Genomic DNA, 17541 nt, shown 5'->3' on the forward strand with positions numbered 1-17541 from the left:
TTGTGTTTTGGTGAAAAAAACAACACGACTATTTCTTCTCTGATACTAAAGATCTCAACAAACACGCCGATAACCTCTCCGGAAATAGATGCGACGTATCTCATCTGGTTTCAGAGAAGAGCGAACACTCCAGAAAATAGGTTTATCTGCACCTGTGAGATGTATCGCCACGGATTTGCCTTAACAGATGACAGTCAAATCCTGATTTAAAATTTTAACAGCAAAAGTGTCTATGGACAGCACACTCATTAAGCGCTGATCCATTCGACCATTTAAGGAAAAAAGATGTCGAATAAATTTAAACGTAGCACTACCTGTCTGCTTGTTTCTCTTTCCCTTCTGCTTGGTGGTTGTGCTAATACCGGAAGCTCCCTGCTCTCCAGCACCAAACCCGATCCCCGACTGACCAGTGGCGAACAATCCCAATTATTTAGCAGTTCAGCAGCCCAGGGCTGTGGCATGGGGGCTTTGGCGGGTGCAGGCATTGGTGCTCTGGCAGGGGCTCTGGCCGGAAATGGCAAAAAAGCGTTGGTGGGTGCCGCTGTGGGCGGTGCTGCCGGTTGTGCTGCCGGTGTAGCGACCAACTATTACCTGGACAGTCTGAAAAAAGATTACGCCACCACCGCCGATCGACTGCAAGCGATGGATAAAGACATCAATAAAGATACCGCAGATATCGCCAAAACTACCGCAGCGATGAAAGCGGTGATCAGTGATAACAGCGCGACCCTGACCCAAATTAGCATTCAGAAAGACAAAGCAGGCTTTGATAAAGCCAGTGCCAAAAAAGAACTGTCTCAGGTTGATGCCAATATCAGCGTCATGAAAGACAAAATTAAGAATATGAAAGAAAAAAGCGCTGCTTATAAGATCGCGTTGCAGGGACAAACCACCAGCACAGCGGCAGATAAAGCCAAGTTGAAACAACTGAACACCGAATATAGCGAACTCAATGGCCAGATTACCGCGCTGGAATCTGAAGCGAATGGCTTGTACAGCCAACGCCAGGCTATTTCATTAGGTTGATAATGACGGGCCGATATTATTATCGGCCCTGTTTAGATTTATTGCTGAACACATTTCGTTCAGCACGCTCAATTCATGGACGCCCTTATGAGAATTTATGTATTAGTCACTTCCCTGTTACTCGCCGGATGTGCCACATCTCCTCAGGATTGCGATTTGCACGCTCAGGATCCCAGCTTTCTCACCAAGTTAAGCTGCACAACTTCTGGCGGATATAGACAAAAAGTCGACGAGCAAGAGCGCCATGTGCTGCAAAGTCAGCGGGACAATAAAATTGCCCAACAAAATCTCGCGGATACCCAAATCAGGGAACAAGCCTCCAGCCAGAAATTGGCAGATGAACAATCCAGGTTGAAAGCGGCGCGATCTGATCTGGCTCAAACGCTGAAAAAGCTCAAATCGAGCAAAGCCAATAATCAGCAACGCCAGCAAGAAATTAAGCAACTGGAAGCGTTGCAGCGTCAGTCTCAGCAGGCCAACAGCGCAGATGAAGTCGCGGTCATTGAAAAGAAAATTGCCGCAGCCAAAGCACGCGTCGCCGAGCTTGAGCAAGCTAACGCACTTCAATAATGCGTCACCTGAGTGGCGGCATTTAATGCTCGCCACCTGGCCAATCAGCATCTGCTGCTAATAACGACAAACATGAATCCGGGCTATGCAACGATTAACAAGATCAGCGCAAATTGATGATGCCACCCTCGCCATTTATGAAGAAACGGTTGCGATTATTCACCGTTATCTTCCGCCTTCCCTCGCGCTGCTTTATGCCACTGCACGTCGAAGCGCCGAAGGGAATCTGGAGTGGTGGACAGCGCGACAAGGTCTTGCCACTCCGCTGTCAGCACTGAGCGACACCGAACAAATCGAAACTCAGCGTAAGCGTCAGCAGTATCAGGACACGGTCGCTGGCTTAATTGACCAGCTTACCGCGCGTGGGGAAACCCAACCGGCTCAGGCATTGCAAACGCTGCTCACCCATTCACAGGATCTGGATTGTTATCGCGTCGGTGGCGAGCCGGTATTAATCAATTGGGCCATCCCGGTACCGGCTCCCTTGACTCAGGTGCCACCACCAGCGAGGCGGTGGAGATTCCTGCCCTGGTTGCTGCTGGGATTATTGCTGCTGATTGCTCTCGCATGGTGGTGGTTCTGTTATCACCACCGCACCGATGCTGCCCTTCCGGTACAACACACGCCACCTGCGGCAGTTGGCGAAGCCTCGCCAAATAAGACCGAGTTAACGCAGGATAATCCCAGCGTCAGCCTCGCTAAAACAAACGACTTCGGCCGTATCAAAGTCAATCTGACCTGGCAGCAAGGTCAGAATCACCAACCGGTAGATCTGGATATTGCCGCGTTCATTAAATTGAAAAATGGCAGGAATACCGGTGTTGAGGCACTCAGTAAATACCTGGGTGACTATGAAAAAGCCCCCTTCATGCTGTTGCAAAAAGATCTGCGCGATGGCGGCAACAAAGATGGCGAATGGCTCTTCATCAACGGCAGCCAATGGCAGGAGATTGATGAGGTACTGATCTACAGCTTCATTTACGGCGGCGCGAATAACTGGCAGGGACTGGATGCCACGATCACGCTCTCTGTGCCGAATCAGCCACCTATCTCAACCACTTTGGTCAATAGCGGTGAACGCAATGAAGTTGCGGCAATCGCGCGAATAAAAAACGTCGATGGCGACCTCAAAGTTGAGCGGCTTAACAGCTTCTTCCCGGACCGGGAGTCACTGGCTAAGCACTATGGCTGGAATTTTGAATGGACGCCTGGCGCCAGCAAAAATTAGCCACCGTCATCTGACTTGCGTTAATTAACAGCCCTACAAGGTTTAGACAATGCGAAATTCGATTCAGGGACCACTGTTACGTACCGGAAACAACTCGTCTTTTAAGGCGCTGGGGGAGACGGGTTATCCGGTGTTTAAGATGGCCTTTCAACTCCGTGAAGCTATTTACCGTCTTGATGCCGGGCGCGATTTAGCCCGCCATCTTGCCATCCCGCAAAATGAGCAAGGTGGCGATCGTACAGATTGGTACAGCAGCTTTGCAGGCGATGTCATTCCCTGGCGCAGTGCCACGGAAAGCGAGCGCGCCTCTGCACGTCAGCAGTTCACCGGATTCCAGATGGCGGTTCAGGCGTTGAGTGAGCAGATGCTGAACGCTGAGAACAGCGGTGCAGGCGGCGATCGGCGGGTATTCGCTCAGTTATTAAAATCCGTCGTTAACTTCCCCGATGATGATTTTCTTTATCTGGTTAACGGCGTGCTGGTGATCACCTTCTGGGGTTTTGTCCATCCAACAGGTGAGCAGAGCAACCCGATGCACTGGCTGCAACCCAGCTCAGTACCCGAGCCAAAAGCCGTCGCCCCCCTCACCCAGCCACTGGCGCAAGCGGCTCCAACGGCTGTTCACACCGTTGAGACGGTGACACACACCCAACGGCGGAAATGGAACTGGCGATGGTTACTCTGGCTGCTGGTCGCCCTGCTGGCTCTGGCGCTAATCCTGGGATTACTGCGTGGCTGCGTTCCGTCGCTTTCCCTGCCGGGACTGCCGAAATTATCCGCTGAGAATAACCATAGCGAACCGGTCGGCAACCTGGACAACAGCCAAAACGTGGCGGTCAATCCTTCAGCCAACTCCGGCTCTCCTGTTGCGGGGAGTACGGATGCGACCAGCAGTGGAGCAGTGGCGAGCAGCGCTGAGGTGAATCAAACCGGTACAGGGGGTGTCGATGAGCCGCCGATGGCGGATACCTCCACATCAGATGCACCGGCGCTGCCGGACACCCGTGAGCTGCCAGCACCTGATTCCGCCGCGACAACTACACCACCCGTGATGCCAGAACCACAAAACGTTGAGCCGCAAAATCCTGCGGTCACGCCCAATAGCGTGCCCCCCGTCCAACCCGTGCAGGGTCAACCACTGACGCTTCCTGGTACGTTACCTGATGGACCTGCGCAGTTTCTGAACGGGCAGTGGCGAGTCAACGGCGGAATCCAGGACAAACTCACCGGCCGTCCGTTGCAGTTGCAATACAACTTCAAACAAGGCGAAGGCACCGTCAGCGTCCGTCAGTCCAATGGCGTCACCTGTACCGGTGCGGCTAAAGGCAATGTGCAACAAGGCGCGCTCAATATTACAAATCCTGAGCAGATGAAGTGTACCGATGACTCAAACTTTATTGGCCCAACCATAGAGTGCAAAGCGCCCGCGGCTGGTCACACCGATTGTGTCGGCAAGAATGAGGGAGATAAAACCTTCCCCATTCGTATGCTGCAAACCCATTCTTAACAGGGACGAATAGATTATGTTGCCTGAAATTGTTTCTTTTGATCGCCAGGTCACTCTGGTCGGCGACTCCGGAATTCAGTTTATGGATTTCGGTTTGACCTTCAAACGCCAGACTGCCGGGACGGGCGAATTTGTCAAACTCGCCAACGGCGTACTGACACGTCTGATTTACAACGAACCGCGTGATTACCATTTCTATCAGCCGACGCCAGACAAAATTGAGAAGGCGAAAAGCCAGTACGACATTCCTGTTGAGCAGAGCCTGAAACTGCTGGACAGCGTCTGGTTGCCGCTGCCCCTGTTCCGTTTTAGTTTGCCCAATATTTACCAGGAAGGCCCGCTGAACTGGGCGCGTTTTCGCCTTGTGAAACTGCCTGAAGTCGACCTGGATGGTCACACGCACCGCATGACGCTGGCGATTGATACCCGCATCATGGCTAAACAACAATCGGCTGCGGATCTTAGCCCTAATCATGAAGATGTGAATGCCGGTGCGACCTTTGCAGTAGCCACTGCCACTTACGCGCTCAACTGGTACTTAACCCAGGAGTGGGTCAAAGATTGGCTGGTCGATGTCTTTAATGAAGCCAGCAAAGGGCGGGATATTGACGATCGAGAGGAAGAGATCGCCCAGCAGTATCCGCTGGCGCACTACCTTAACCTGCTGTCCCTGATGGCAGAACCGCTTGAGGGCCTGCAAACCCAAACGGCAGCCTCTATCGCGATACCCCAGTTTAAAGTGATTGCCAATCGTGAAGTGAACGCCATTAAACCGATCCCGGTCGATCTGATTCTTGATGTGGGTAACTCCCGCACCTGCGGCATTTTGATTGAAGATCACGGGCAGTCAGGATCCGGCCTGATGCACAACTACGTGCTGAAGCTGCGCGACCTTAGCACACCTGAACATATCTATATCGACCCGTTTGAAAGTAAGGTGGAGTTCGCCCAGGCCTTTTTTGGCAAAGACCTTTATTCCGTGCGAAGCGGTCGCCACGATGCTTTCCAGTGGCCAACCATCGCCCGCATTGGGGGTGAAGCCAGTCGCTTAGCGTCACGCCGCCGGGGGAGCGAGGGTTCTACCGGGCTTTCCAGCCCTAAACGCTATCTCTGGGATGAGAAATTTTATGGTCAGGGCTGGCGCTTTAACGGCAGCTCATTGCAGGAAACCAATCCCCTTGCCACTGCCGCTCCTTTTGCCAATTTAATTAATGAGAAAGGCGATGCCCTGCATACCATCGAGGATGAGATGGATCGCATCCCGGTGTTCACACCACGCTATTCCCGCAGCTCACTGATGACCTTTATGTTGGCGGAAGTGTTAACGCAAGCCATCAGCCAGATCAACAGTCCCGAGCAACGTATTCGTGAAGGCCATGCCGGTCTTCCGCGTCAACTTCGCCACATCATCCTGACGGTCCCACCGGGTATGCCGATGGCGGAACGCTGCATTCTTGATGGAAGAATGCGTCAGGCCGTGGGCCTGGTATGGAAATCACTGCGCTGGCATGCGGGTGAGAATGATCCTTATATTGATGAGAAGGAAGAACACAGCAAGGGCAACATCAAGATCCCACTGCCAAAAATCCGTGTCGAGTGGGATGAAGCGTCCTGTGCTCAACTGGTGTACCTGTACACCGAGATCAATCAGAACTTCGCCGGTCATCCGGAAGTCTTTTTCAATACGCTTGGCCGCCCGGACCGTCAGGATCGGGAAACCCTCACCATTGCATCAATTGATATCGGCGGCGGCACAACAGACCTGGTTATCACCGATTACCGCCTGGATCGCAATGGCGTGACCGGCGGTGGCGCCAACGTGCATATCATCCCCCACCAGCGATTCCGCGATAGCTTCAAAATTGCCGGGGATGACATTCTGCTCGACGTTATTCAGTCGTACGTATTACCGGCTTTCGAGCTGGCGCTGCGTGAAGCGAATGTACGTTCGGTAGATACGTTGCTGTCCCAACTGTGCGGTTCACAAAATATCAGTGCCGCCGAAGCGGTTCTGCGCCAGCAACTGACCCTGCAAGTGTTTGTGCCACTGGCGCTGCACCTCCTTGCCCGCTATGAGCAATATGATCCGCAGAATGAGCAAACCTATCAGCTGATCAATCAGCGCGTCGGTGAATTACTGCCCGCGAACAGCATCAGTGACGAGGTTGATAGTTTTGTACGTCGTGAAGTGAAAAAGGCGGGAGGCATAGAGGATTTCAAACTCGCGGATATTGCCCTCAATATCACGCTGACGAAAATGCACACCGATATGTGCTCAGGCAAATTCAACATCGACAAAGTGCTGACCGCGCTGTGCGAAGTGTTGTCCTGTTACCAGTGTGACCTGCTGCTGCTGACCGGGCGACCGTCGCAGCTGCCAGGGATTCAGGCGATTGTCCGTCGCAACCTGCCGTTACCTCCAGGACGCATTCTGGCGTTGCATGGTTACCAGACCGGCACCTGGTATCCGTTCCATAAAAACGGTCATATTCACGATCCCAAAAGTACCGCCTCGGTGGGTGCGATGCTGTCGCAATTATGCGCGAACCACAGTATTCCCAACTTCCATTTCCGTATCTCGGCGTTGAAACCGTATTCCACCATTCGCCATATCGGCACCATAGATATGGATAACCTGATCCACGATGCCGACGTTATCTACCGTGATATCAAATCTGAAGACGGACAAATCATCCTGCCGGTGTTTATGAATGATGAGGGTGAAGCAACCACCGCAAGCATCGTGATGCGCGGCGACCTGCGCCTGGGTTATCGCCAGTTGGACGCAGAGCGCTGGTCTGCATCCCCCTTATATACGCTGCGGTTCACCGAGTCTGGGCGTGAAAATTTCTCTAAAGCGAAATCCATCGACAGCGGCTCTCCGTATCTCAAAGTCAGGTTGACGATTGATAAAGGTAAGGCTGCGCAAAAATTAGGGCTGATCAGCGATCGTCTGACCATTGCTGATGTCAGCAGCAACACCGACCGATCTTTCGGCAAGAAAGATGTCGAGCTGGAACTCAATACCATGCCCGATACAGGACTCATTGACAGCCGACACTGGCTCGATAGCGGGAGCGTAAAAAAATAATGAACAACGAACAAACTACTCTTCAACAAGGATGGGCGGCTATCGCCCGGGGCTGTCAGGATGCGCTGGGCTGGGTGGACAATGTCCGCACCGGCTCTCGTCGCCTGGACACAGAAGCCGACCAACTGAATCTGAGTTTGCTGCGTACCCGTAATCTGGCGAACAGCCTCTCTCAGGTTTCTGGCACGCCAATGACGGTAGGCTTCTTCGGCATCTCTCAGGCCGGTAAGTCTTATCTTATCTCTTCAGTAGCCGCAGGTAGCAATGGCGAACTGAAAGCACGCTATGGCACCCGGGTGGTGGACTTTATCAAAGAGGTCAATCCGGTTGGTGGAGGGAAAGAGGCGACCGGTCTGGTCACGCGCTTTACCCGATACGCGCCCGAAGCCCCGCAGGGCTATCCGGTTCCTTTGCGCCTGTTCAGTGAAATCGACCTGGCCAAGATCCTCGCCAATACCTGGTTCAATGACTTCAACCATGAAAATCTGACTTATCAGCTTGATGAAAACCACATCGAAGAACGCCTGCGACCTTTCCTGCAACGCGCAGGTCAGGCTGATGCCAACAATGGTGTCAGCAGGGAGGACGTTGTTGCCCTGTGGGATTACCTCAAAGATTCATTCAAAAAATCAGTAGAAAAGTTTGAGCATGCCTGGTGGCCGCAGGTGCTTAAAATCGCCCCCACCCTTACTCCCCATGAGCGTGCAGACCTTTTTTCTCTGCTGTGGGGAGAACAACCGGAACTCACTGAAACATACCGTTCCCTGGCCCATGTGCTGGCAAAACTTAACCACGCAAAAATGGTGTTTGCCCCATTAGAAACGCTTACCGAGCATAGCAACGGCAGCATTATGAATGTCGACAGCCTGAATCGCCTCGGTTCAAGCCAGGATCGCATGGTCGAGATACGTTTCTGGCAAGAGAACCAACAAACCGGTAGCGCCCACTTGTCACAAGCGGAGCTCGCGGCATTGACCGCGGAGCTCATTTTCCCGCTGGCAGAGGTCACGCCAAACAGCGTGATGGAACAGGTCGACTTACTCGACTTCCCCGGTTATCGCGGTCGCCTCAAACTTCTCGCCCTGAAAGATGCGGCTCAGTCGGGTAAAAATCCGGTATCGCAGCTGTTGCTACGCGGCAAAGTCGCCTATCTGTTTGAGCGCTACACCGATAATCAGGAGATGAATGCCCTGGTGGTCTGTGCCAGCTCGTCTAAACAAAGTGACGTCTCCGATGTGGGTCCGGTTCTCACCCGCTGGGTCGAGAAGACGCAAGGCAAAACGGCTGAAGAACGTGCCAGAAGTAAAGCTGGCCTGTTCTGGGCCATTACCATGTGCGATGTGCGCATCCAGGACAATCTGACGAAAACGGAGAGTCAGCTCAATGAAGCCTGGGAAGGCATGATACATATGACTCTGCTGGAACGTTTTGCCCAGTATGAGTGGTTGAAAGAGTGGTCACCGGGCAAACCCTTTGATAACTGTTTCCTGGTACGTAAACCAGGCATAGATACGCCGTTCCTGAAGCTTGAAAATGTCCCAGGGCAGGAGAGCCTGAAAGAGGTGGCGATTACCGATCGCTACCAGGACATCATCGACACTATGGGGCGCGCCTTTGTCACCCGTCAAAATGTCCAACGCCATGTTGCTGCACCCAATGAGGCATGGCAGGAGATGCTCAAGCTCAACGATGGCGGCGTTTCTCGCCTGACCGGGGCACTGCGTGGCGTCGCCCACCTGACGTTTAAATTAGATCGCCTGCGTGAGCAACTGAAACAATGTCGCATCGAAACCGCAGAAAAACGCCTTGGCCGCTGGTACCAGCATGACGGCGACGGCCAGTTAGAAAAAAAACAAGCCATTGCCAAAGAACTGTGGCAGGGCTTAACCGCCAGCCCGCAGAGTTTGGGGGAGATGATCAGTCGTTTAGATCTGCCTTCCCATGAGCTGAACAATATCTATCTGAGCATTCGCGATCAGGATCAAGTGCCGCAAGTCAGCGAGGTTGAGCGTCCGCAAAACACCTTTGCTGCGAATCCCTTTGGGAGCAACCCGTTTGGCAGCAATCCTTTCGGTCAGGATTCGGTCGAGGAACAACCCTCCGCGATTGCACCCACGCCAGAACGCATCGGTCAGGATGACGAATTCGCTCATCAGGCCTTTAAAGCCTGGGTCGCGCATTTGAGAGAACTGTCGCAGCAAACCACGTATTGGCAGCAACTGGGGCTGAACAGTGAAACCATCAATTTGTTGTGTGAAGAGTTGATTACCGCAGCCACACGTCTGGACCTGGAAGGTACGCTCAAGCGCGCGCTGGCAGGTCAGGAACAGGCGGGAACACGTCGGGAGCAGTTGCTGGCACGCCAGACGCAACGTGCTCAACTGGCGCTGCGAGACTTTATTGCCTGGTTTGGCTACCTCTCTTTGCCCGAAGCGCAAATCCCTGACAGCTACGTTGGCGAGAAAAAGAAAGTGTTTGCCCGCCAGGCCACGCTTGCCCGCGATGAATTGCCGCAACTGGCAGCGGTCGCGCCTCAACCGGGGATGGCCTATTTGGGCGACTGGCTCTCGGCATTAATGGCGCTCACGTTGAACAACGCCGGCCACAGCGCAACCAGTGATATCTCCATTGAACAAAATCAGCAACTGGGCCAGATCATCGGCCAAATGAAACAAGAGAACCCGTCATGCTAGCTAAAATTTTACCGTGCCAACCTTCAGAGCCGGGATTTGCACAATTGATGATTCGCCTGCGTGGCGAAGACGCCTTGCTGGCCAATCTGAACTTTACGTTGTGCAACAACGAGCAGAATTACTTACAGCCTGACGGCCACTGGAGCCCGGAGCCACACTGGTTTACCATCAATGGCGGGTATGCATTCAATAATGGCAGCGGCTTCCGTATCGGCCCGGACATCCTTGACCCCCTGCTGACCAGCCCCAGTCAGGTGCAAATTCAGGCTAAGTTGGCCTCCGGTAAAACCCTGATCACCACACTCCAGTTGGCACGCGATGAGTTGTTCTCTTCTGGTGCCCGTGGGCAAACCGCCCACTACGGTGGCAGTAGCGTGTTGGATACACCGGACACCGCACCTGAAACCGTTCCGGAGACTGAGGCCGAACCCACGCCTGATGAACCCATTCGCACACCCACAGCCGCGCGGCCCAAACGCAACACCTCTCTGGTTCCGATCATCATCGCCGTGCTGCTGGTGCTGCTGATTGCCGCCGGCGCGCTCTGGTGGTTTATGGGACGCGACAACGCCACGCCACCCGCGGCAGCGAAACAACCGGAAGCCCCGGTAGTGGCAGAGGCAGCCAAAGCAGATGCTAACGCGTGTTCACCCGCCAACCTGACAAGTCAGACCGAGCTTGATTTTGTCCAAAACTGCGTACAACAGAAGCTCGACAGTGACAAGTTGCTGGCCATCATTGAGGCAGCCAAACAGGCGAAGCAGTGCGGTGTGGCCCAGCGTCTGTACGCCCACAGTGCCCAGGGTGGTGATACCAGGATCGCGCTCGCCTATGCCGCTGAATATGATCCTCAGGGTCACCAGCCAAGCGAATGTTTCAAAACCCCGGACCCGGATACCGCTGCTTACTGGTATGAAACCGTGCTGCAAACCGATCCAGAAAATCAGAAAGCCAAACAACGCCTTGCGGAGCTGAGAAAATAATGACCAGACATTTTCTTCGGCTCGCCCTGCCGTTATGTTGCCTGCTTCTGACCAGCCAGGTGTTGGCAGCAGAGGGAGACAAACCTCTGCTACAGGAAGGCAAGAAAACCTTATTTCAAAGGGTTCTGACGACGCCAGGCTGCAAACTGGCAACGACGGCTGGCGATGATAAGGGCCAACTGCAACCCGCATTTAGCAGCTTTTATGTCTATCAAAAAGCGGATGTGAACGGCCAAAGCTGGGTCAAAGTGGGGCCAGATAGCTATGGCAAAACCATTGGCTGGTTACCCCAGTCCTGCACCGTTGACTGGAAAATGCAGCTGACCCTGGCCTTTACCAACCCGGCGAACCGCGACCGGTTAGTGTTCTTCAAAGACAAGAAAAGCCTGGATGATATTCTCTCTGCGCCGGACCCCGTCTCAATTGTTGCGCCGTTGCGCGCTCATCTCAAACGCGACGGCCATGCTGACGGTGTTTTAGCGCAAGAGCCGGAATACTTTGTTGATCTGCAAAAGCAGTTCTACCTGTTGCCGATCCTCAGTGGCGAAGAGATCATGACAGAGAGTGGGTTTTATACACGCTTACTGAACGTCGCTTCTGTCAGCAAGGCAGACCCCAACGCGAAACAGGCCGATGACGTTAATCAGCTTAAAGGCTTTAATGCCTCGGTCGTTTTCGTCATCGATTCCACCATCTCGATGGGTCCGTATATCGATCGCACCAAAGAAGCGGTCAACAAAATTTATGACAAGATTAAACAGGAACACTTGCAGGATCAGGTTAAGTTTGGTCTGGTTTCCTTCCGCTCCAACACCAAAGCCGTACCCGGCCTTGAGTTCACCTCGAAGATCTTTGCCGACCCCAACCAGGTGAAGGACGGCAATGATTTCCTGCAAAAAGTCGCGGGCCTGAAAGAAGCCAAAGTATCCAGCTCTTTGGTTGATGAAGATGCTTACTCCGGCGTTCTTTCTGCAATCGACAGCATCGACTGGACGCCTTTCGGCGCGCGTTACATCGTATTGATCACCGACGCGGGTGCCATTGATGGCAGCAACAAACTTTCGTCTACCGGGCTTGATGCGAAACAGCTGCGCCTGGAAGCCGGTAACAAGGGGATTGCGATTTATACCCTGCATCTGAAAACCCCGTCAGGCAAGAATGACCATGCGAAGGCGGAAGGCCAGTACCGCGACCTGTCTAACTTTGACAGCACGCAGTCCAATCTCTACCAATCCGTTGATGCCGGTGATCTGAAAACCTTCGGGCAACAGGTTGATACGTTGGCAGGTGCCATTACCGAGCAGGTCAAAGCGGCCTATATGGGCGATCCGGCCATCGGCAGCGCACTCTACTCTAAAGATGATGGCAAAAAGCAGACGCCCGAAGAGAAATTGCTGGGGGATACTGCCCTGATTGGTCATGCCATGCAGCTGGCCTGGCTGGGTAAAAAGAACGACACTCAGGCTCCGCTGGTGTTTAAGGCCTGGATCAGCGATCGCGATCTCATCAAGCAAAACATCCCCACCACTGACGTTCGTGTACTGCTGACCAAAGGGCAGCTGAGCGATTTAAGTGATGTGGTGAGCCAGATCCTGCAAGCCGCTAATGAAGGCATGATTTCGCCGAATAAAATGTTTGAGCGTCTACGTTCCGTTGCCGCCACTATGGGTGCCGACCCGAACCAGCTTAAGCAGCAGGATAACGCCAAAATCAACGATCTCGGCGTGTTAGGCGAATACCTGGCAGACCTGCCCTATCGGAGTGACGTGTTGAATCTTGATGAAGAGACCTGGAAAAGCTGGGATGGCTTGTCGCAGGAGAAATTCATCCGCACGCTTTCCACCAAGCTGCGTTATTACCAGAAATACAATGCCGATGTTGACCGCTGGGTGGAGCTGGCCAAAGGTAGCGATCCACGCGATCGCGTCTATCCGGTCCCACTGGAAATGATGCCCTGATGCTACACATAGACAACCTGTGTGTGGTGCGTGGTGAAGGGGATCACGCGCATCCTGTCTACCTGCCGCAGTTGAGGCTGCGGCCAGGCCAGGTCATGGCGGTGACCGGCGAAAGTGGCTGTGGCAAAAGCACCCTGCTGGAAGCGATTGGCTTGTTGTTACGCCCGGCCAGCATTGGGCGTTTTATGCTGGATGGCGAAACGCCGCTGGATGTGGCTTCCTTACTTACTCACAACCAGCAAGCCGAACTGGCTGAGATACGCGCGCGCCATCTGGGCTTTGTGCTGCAAAATGGCGGGCTGCTTCCCTTTCTCAGCGTGCTGGACAACATCCAGCTTCCGTGCCAGCTGCTGGGCAAGTCAGCGGATAAAGCGATGTTGAACAGGGTCGTTGATGCGCTGAAACTTGGACCTCTGCTACACAAACAGCCAGCGCAATTGTCATTTGGTGAAAGGCAGCGCACCGCCTTTGCTCGTGCCATTCTGCATCGTCCTGCATTGGTGCTGGCCGATGAGCCTACCGCGGCACTGGATCCCCACAATGCACAGCAACTTTTTCGCCTGTTTATCGACCTGGTTGCTCAGGAAGGCATGATGGCATTGGTTGTCTGCCATGACTGGCCACTGGTGCAACGTTTCAATTTACCCTGTTTAGTTGCCCGGCCTGGTTCTGGTGCATCTGACCTGTCAGGGGAACAATCCCAAAGGGGAAGCCACTTTGTCCTGTAACCGTATCCTGTTGCTGGGACGCCTGGCACTGAAAGACCTGTGGCACGACCGCATCATCTCTTTCTGTATTACGTCATCTCTGGTTGCGGTAATCGCCCCACTCCTGCTGCTGTTCGGCTTAAGGTTTGGCATTGTCAGCCAATTGCAGGACGAGCTTGCCAATGATCCGCGCAATCTCGAAATCAGAATGTTGAGCAGCGGCAGCTATGACCCGGAGTGGATAGCGCAGCTACGCCAACGTCCCGACGTGGGATTTGCTATTGGGCAGACGCGGTCGCTCAATACGCTGACCGACTTACAAGTGGACAGCACCCATTTCATTGAAAACGCCGAAGTAATTCCGACCGATATCGGTGATCCGCTATTGGGTCATCTCAAGATTCAGCAGGAAAATGAGGTGGTGTTAACCCAGGAAGCCGCACGGAAACTGGCGGTTAAGGTCGGTGATAACGTGACTCTGCGTGTCAGCCGTCAACTGGATCAACGCCAGGAATGGGGGCGACGCAGCCTGGTGGTGGTCGGCATTTTACCCGCCATCTATTTCAACCGCGCAGCAATCTTTACCCAGTCCTCCCTGCTGCTGATGCTTGAACATTTCAGAGACGGTTACGCGATCCCGGCGCTTGGCGTGAGCAGTGGGCAACCATTAAGTGACAAACCCACCCGCTATGCGCGTGCCAGATTGTATGCACGGAGCATCGATGACGTTGCCAGCCTTGAACGCGATCTGCGTGCACAACGCATCGAAACCTCGAGTCGTCTCGCCGACATTGAAAACGTGAAAAGCATCAACCGCGTGCTGGGGCTAATTTTCAATACCATTGCCGCCACCGCCCTGATTGGCTGTATCGCCTCTCTGATTGGCTCATTTATCGCCAACGTCGATCGCAAACGCAAACATATTGCCGTGCTGCGGCTTTTGGGGTTTACCGGCCCTGCCGTGGGAGCCTATGTCATTGTGCAAGGATGCCTGCTCAGCCTGCTGGCCTATATCGGGGGCTACGGCATCTATCTGATCGCCAGTCAGATTTTTAACCGGGCGCTTGCCGGTAGCCAGGCGACCGATCAGATGTTGTGCCGAATCACCTGGGCGCATAGCTTGTTGGCCATGACAATAACCGTTGTCGTGGCGGTAGTGGTTGCCAGTATCGGCGCTTATCGCGCCATTAATATTGAACCTGCGCAGAGTCTGCGCGAGGTGTGAATCCCCCCCCCTTTGAGTTATTTGATGATTAGCGGAGATTGTTTGTGACCTTAACGCCTTCCTCACTGCCTTACTGGTTAGTTCTTGGCTTGCTCGCCAATGTCTCTTCTGCGCTGGCGGAACCCTGGACAGAAAATAGCTGGAACCCGAAACCGGATAGCGAAGATATTATTCTGCCCATGCCCTGCGAAGGCTCAATGGCGTTTCGTCGCGTCGAAATCCCGATGACAGGGCCACTCGATGACCTGCCGATTACGCTGGGCCAGGACAATGGGGATTGGGGGGTGATCGAACACAGTTATCCCGCTTTTATTGCGGGCAGTTTTACCGACAAAAAAGCCAGGGGGCGCTATTACCTGATGGCGAAGTATGAACTGACCACCCTGCAATATCAGGCGTTGACCGAAGGCACCTGCCCTGTGCCATCTCGCAAGCTCAGTTTGCCGGTGACAGGGATCAGTTGGTTCGATGCCGTGAGTGCGGCTGATAAATACAATCAGTGGTTGCGCAGCCATGCTATGGATAAGTTGCCGCAGGAAGACGGTGATGCAGGCTTTTTACGCCTGCCGACAGAAGTAGAGTGGGAATTTGCCGCACGCGGTGGTCTGAAAGTGAATAGCGCCGAATTCCGCGACCAGCACTACCCGATGGACGATATGAAGAATTATGAGTGGTTCTCAGGTGCGCAATCTTCCAATGGCAGAGTGCAGCTTATTGGCCTGCTACAGCCCAATCCGCTGGGTTTGTATGACATGCTGGGCAATGTGTCAGAGATGATGTTCAATCCCTTTTACCTCAATAAGCTCAATCGTTTGCACGGCCAGGCTGGCGGCTTTGTGGTGCGGGGCGGTAACTTCCTCTCTGGCCCAACAGAAATTCGCAGCGCGACGCGTAAAGAGGTGAATTACTACGATCAGGCCACCCCTGCAAGCAGCAAAACGACCGGTCTGCGTCTGGTGCTGGTGGCACCAACCATCACCTCAACCGATAAAGTGAAACAGCTGGAAAAAAGCTGGGAAACACTTGGCGCGGATAGTCAGGCTAACGCTAAAAAAGACGATGACGCTAAAGACACGGTCAAAGCGCTGGGCAGCCTCGCATCAAAGGTTGATGACTCTGCCCTGAAGCAGAAATTGAAAGACCTGGAAAACCAGTTACGGGCCAGTAACCAGAAACAGCAGGAAGAGCGTGACCAGTCGATTCGCGCCAGCCTGAATTTAGGTTCCTTCCTCTGTACCAAATTGCAGGATGATGGCCGTTTCCTCGACTTCTTAAACCATAACTACGAACTGCTGTGTAAAAATAAAGACGCCAGCGACGCCAACTGCGCCATTCGCAAAACCAAGCTGGGCGAGCAGTCCGACAGACTCCAGCAGCTGACAGGCTATTACGCCAGTAGCCTGGTTGATGCCGCCACCCTGTATGGCAAAGAGGGCCTGCAACATGAAGTCACGGTGTTTGATCAAATGCTCACGCTGAACAAACGGCTTTCCGGGCTGAAGCCCTTCCTGGCCGCACACTGGCAGAATCAGCAGGCGTATCTGGCAAACGGCAAAATAGATACTGCGGGCTGGCTGGAAACCTGTAAACAGATCAACGCCCCTAAAGCTATCGCACAGGAGAAGTAACATGAACATGGGACGCTCAAGCAGACTTTTATTGGCAGCGGTATTACTCGGGTTGGGCTGGCAGTCGACCAGCCTTGCCGAAACACAGCGCTATATTAGTATTCGAAATACCGATAACGTGTGGATTCAAGGTGTTTGTTCGCTGGTATTCAGGCTGGATAATGGAGGTGCCGGAGAATTTAACGCACTGGCGCTAACCATCCAGCTGAAAGATAAAACAGGTCATCCCCTTGGCGAAGGCACGTTAAACGTGCCACCTTTTGGTGACAGTGACGCCACTCGCTCTGTAGACACCGCAACAGAGTTTGACTGCGAAGCTGTGCAAAACGCTGACTCAGTGAGCATTACTCAGGCCGAGGAATTATTGGGCAACAACACTAAAAAGTCTTTGCCCCTGTCCACGTTCGACCCGCAATACTATCAACCACTGAAAATAAGTATCAATTAGCCCTGAAGACCACGGGTGACAATTACGCTAACTGAAATCAGCACTAAAACACCTTGCGGTGACGCAAGGTGTTTTAGTGCAAGAATATGCTTTTGATTGTGTTGTCGCTGATACGGAGTTTAAGGGGCGACAGTACTGCAATTGTTGCTGTTGAGCTTCAGACCGAGGCGTCCAGCAGCCAGCTCATTTTCGGTGTGCGTGGCCGCAAAAATAAACCCTTTTTTCAGCAACCCGGTTGTATAGTATTTATTGTACATAAATGACCATATCAACATCATAAAGAAAGGGGCGATACCCATAGTAAGAAAGGCTAAAATAACCCAAACCACAAACACACCAATGAAGGTTAAAAAATCTTTTCGAAATAAAGCTGGAAAAGCACCGAATAAAAGTGTTGTCCATGAATATCCATAGAAACCAAAAACACTTTCACCCGTCTGAGGATTTTCCATCTTAATTTTAGTTGCCATGTGTAAT

13 protein-coding genes are annotated in these 17541 nt (G+C 53.1%); 12 read left to right on the forward strand and 1 reads right to left on the reverse strand.

Translation table 11 applies throughout. The features are described 5' to 3' along the window. Positions 1-285 precede the first annotated feature (285 nt). The 12 genes from L579_RS09420 to L579_RS09475 all read left to right on the forward strand — a co-directional run bounded on the left by L579_RS09420 (position 286) and on the right by L579_RS09475 (position 17064). The gene (locus L579_RS09420; protein ID WP_021184021.1) at positions 286-1026 is read left to right on the forward strand and encodes a hypothetical protein; all 741 of its coding nucleotides are present in this window, start codon (positions 286-288) and stop codon (positions 1024-1026) included. Positions 1027-1113: 87 nt separating this feature from the next. After that, complete coding sequence (locus L579_RS09425; protein ID WP_036626139.1) at positions 1114-1596, forward strand: hypothetical protein; 483 nt, start codon at positions 1114-1116, stop codon at positions 1594-1596. Positions 1597-1681: 85 nt separating this feature from the next. Continuing rightward, the gene (locus tag L579_RS09430; protein WP_021184023.1) at positions 1682-2824 is read left to right on the forward strand and encodes a tellurium resistance protein TerA; all 1143 of its coding nucleotides are present in this window, start codon (positions 1682-1684) and stop codon (positions 2822-2824) included. A 49-nt stretch (positions 2825-2873) separates the two neighbouring features. Further along, complete coding sequence (locus tag L579_RS09435) at positions 2874-4331, forward strand: SrfA family protein (protein ID WP_036626154.1); 1458 nt, start codon at positions 2874-2876, stop codon at positions 4329-4331. Positions 4332-4347: 16 nt separating this feature from the next. After that, the gene (locus L579_RS09440; RefSeq protein WP_021184025.1) at positions 4348-7422 is read left to right on the forward strand and encodes a virulence factor SrfB; all 3075 of its coding nucleotides are present in this window, start codon (positions 4348-4350) and stop codon (positions 7420-7422) included. Next, positions 7422-10115, forward strand: coding sequence for a virulence factor SrfC family protein (locus tag L579_RS09445; RefSeq protein WP_021184026.1), 2694 nt, complete (start codon positions 7422-7424; stop codon positions 10113-10115). The genes L579_RS09440 and L579_RS09445 overlap by 1 nt, the downstream gene beginning before the upstream one ends. Further along, complete coding sequence (locus L579_RS09450) at positions 10109-11098, forward strand: hypothetical protein (RefSeq protein ID WP_036626168.1); 990 nt, start codon at positions 10109-10111, stop codon at positions 11096-11098. The genes L579_RS09445 and L579_RS09450 overlap by 7 nt, the downstream gene beginning before the upstream one ends. Then, positions 11098-13056 carry a vWA domain-containing protein gene (locus L579_RS09455; RefSeq protein ID WP_021184028.1) on the forward strand — a complete coding sequence of 653 codons (1959 nt, stop codon included), beginning with the start codon at positions 11098-11100 and terminating at the stop codon, positions 13054-13056. Before L579_RS09450 ends, L579_RS09455 begins: the two co-directional genes overlap by 1 nt. Further along, a complete protein-coding gene (locus L579_RS09460) occupies positions 13056-13784 on the forward strand; it encodes an ABC transporter ATP-binding protein (protein ID WP_021184029.1) in 729 nt (242 codons plus the stop codon). The genes L579_RS09455 and L579_RS09460 overlap by 1 nt, the downstream gene beginning before the upstream one ends. Further along, positions 13774-14988: an ABC transporter permease gene (locus tag L579_RS09465; RefSeq protein WP_021184030.1), complete on the forward strand. Its 1215-nt coding sequence runs from the start codon at positions 13774-13776 to the stop codon at positions 14986-14988. Before L579_RS09460 ends, L579_RS09465 begins: the two co-directional genes overlap by 11 nt. A 44-nt stretch (positions 14989-15032) precedes the next feature. After that, entirely contained in the window at positions 15033-16616 is a 1584-nt protein-coding gene (locus L579_RS09470) for an SUMF1/EgtB/PvdO family nonheme iron enzyme (RefSeq protein WP_021184031.1), read from the forward strand. Position 16617: 1 nt separating this feature from the next. After that, complete coding sequence (locus tag L579_RS09475) at positions 16618-17064, forward strand: IrmA family protein (protein ID WP_369758285.1); 447 nt, start codon at positions 16618-16620, stop codon at positions 17062-17064. 119 nt (positions 17065-17183) lie between these two features. Here L579_RS09475 and L579_RS09480 read toward each other — a convergent pair whose 3' ends face one another. Beyond that, on the reverse strand, positions 17184-17534 hold the full coding sequence (locus L579_RS09480; protein ID WP_036626171.1) for a hypothetical protein: 351 nt from the start codon (positions 17532-17534) through the stop codon (positions 17184-17186). Positions 17535-17541 lie beyond the last annotated feature (7 nt).

The sequence above is a fragment of the Pantoea sp. AS-PWVM4 genome, assembly GCF_000468095.1.
In the GTDB taxonomy this organism is placed as follows: Bacteria; Pseudomonadota; Gammaproteobacteria; order Enterobacterales; family Enterobacteriaceae; genus Pantoea; species Pantoea phytobeneficialis.

Excerpts from the sequence above, each read along its gene's own strand:
- L579_RS09420 (WP_021184021.1), top strand. The coding sequence starts at position 286 with ATGTCGAATAAATTTAAACGTAGCACTACCTGTCTGCTTGTTTCTCTT.
- L579_RS09455 (WP_021184028.1), top strand. The coding sequence starts at position 11,098 with ATGACCAGACATTTTCTTCGGCTCGCCCTGCCGTTATGTTGCCTGCTT.
- L579_RS09445 (WP_021184026.1), top strand. The coding sequence starts at position 7,422 with ATGAACAACGAACAAACTACTCTTCAACAAGGATGGGCGGCTATCGCC.
- L579_RS09425 (WP_036626139.1), top strand. The coding sequence starts at position 1,114 with ATGAGAATTTATGTATTAGTCACTTCCCTGTTACTCGCCGGATGTGCC.
- L579_RS09475 (WP_369758285.1), top strand. The coding sequence starts at position 16,618 with ATGAACATGGGACGCTCAAGCAGACTTTTATTGGCAGCGGTATTACTC.
- L579_RS09480 (WP_036626171.1), bottom strand. The coding sequence starts at position 17,534 with ATGGCAACTAAAATTAAGATGGAAAATCCTCAGACGGGTGAAAGTGTT.
- L579_RS09450 (WP_036626168.1), top strand. The coding sequence starts at position 10,109 with ATGCTAGCTAAAATTTTACCGTGCCAACCTTCAGAGCCGGGATTTGCA.
- L579_RS09435 (WP_036626154.1), top strand. The coding sequence starts at position 2,874 with ATGCGAAATTCGATTCAGGGACCACTGTTACGTACCGGAAACAACTCG.
- L579_RS09430 (WP_021184023.1), top strand. The coding sequence starts at position 1,682 with ATGCAACGATTAACAAGATCAGCGCAAATTGATGATGCCACCCTCGCC.
- L579_RS09460 (WP_021184029.1), top strand. The coding sequence starts at position 13,056 with ATGCTACACATAGACAACCTGTGTGTGGTGCGTGGTGAAGGGGATCAC.
- L579_RS09440 (WP_021184025.1), top strand. The coding sequence starts at position 4,348 with ATGTTGCCTGAAATTGTTTCTTTTGATCGCCAGGTCACTCTGGTCGGC.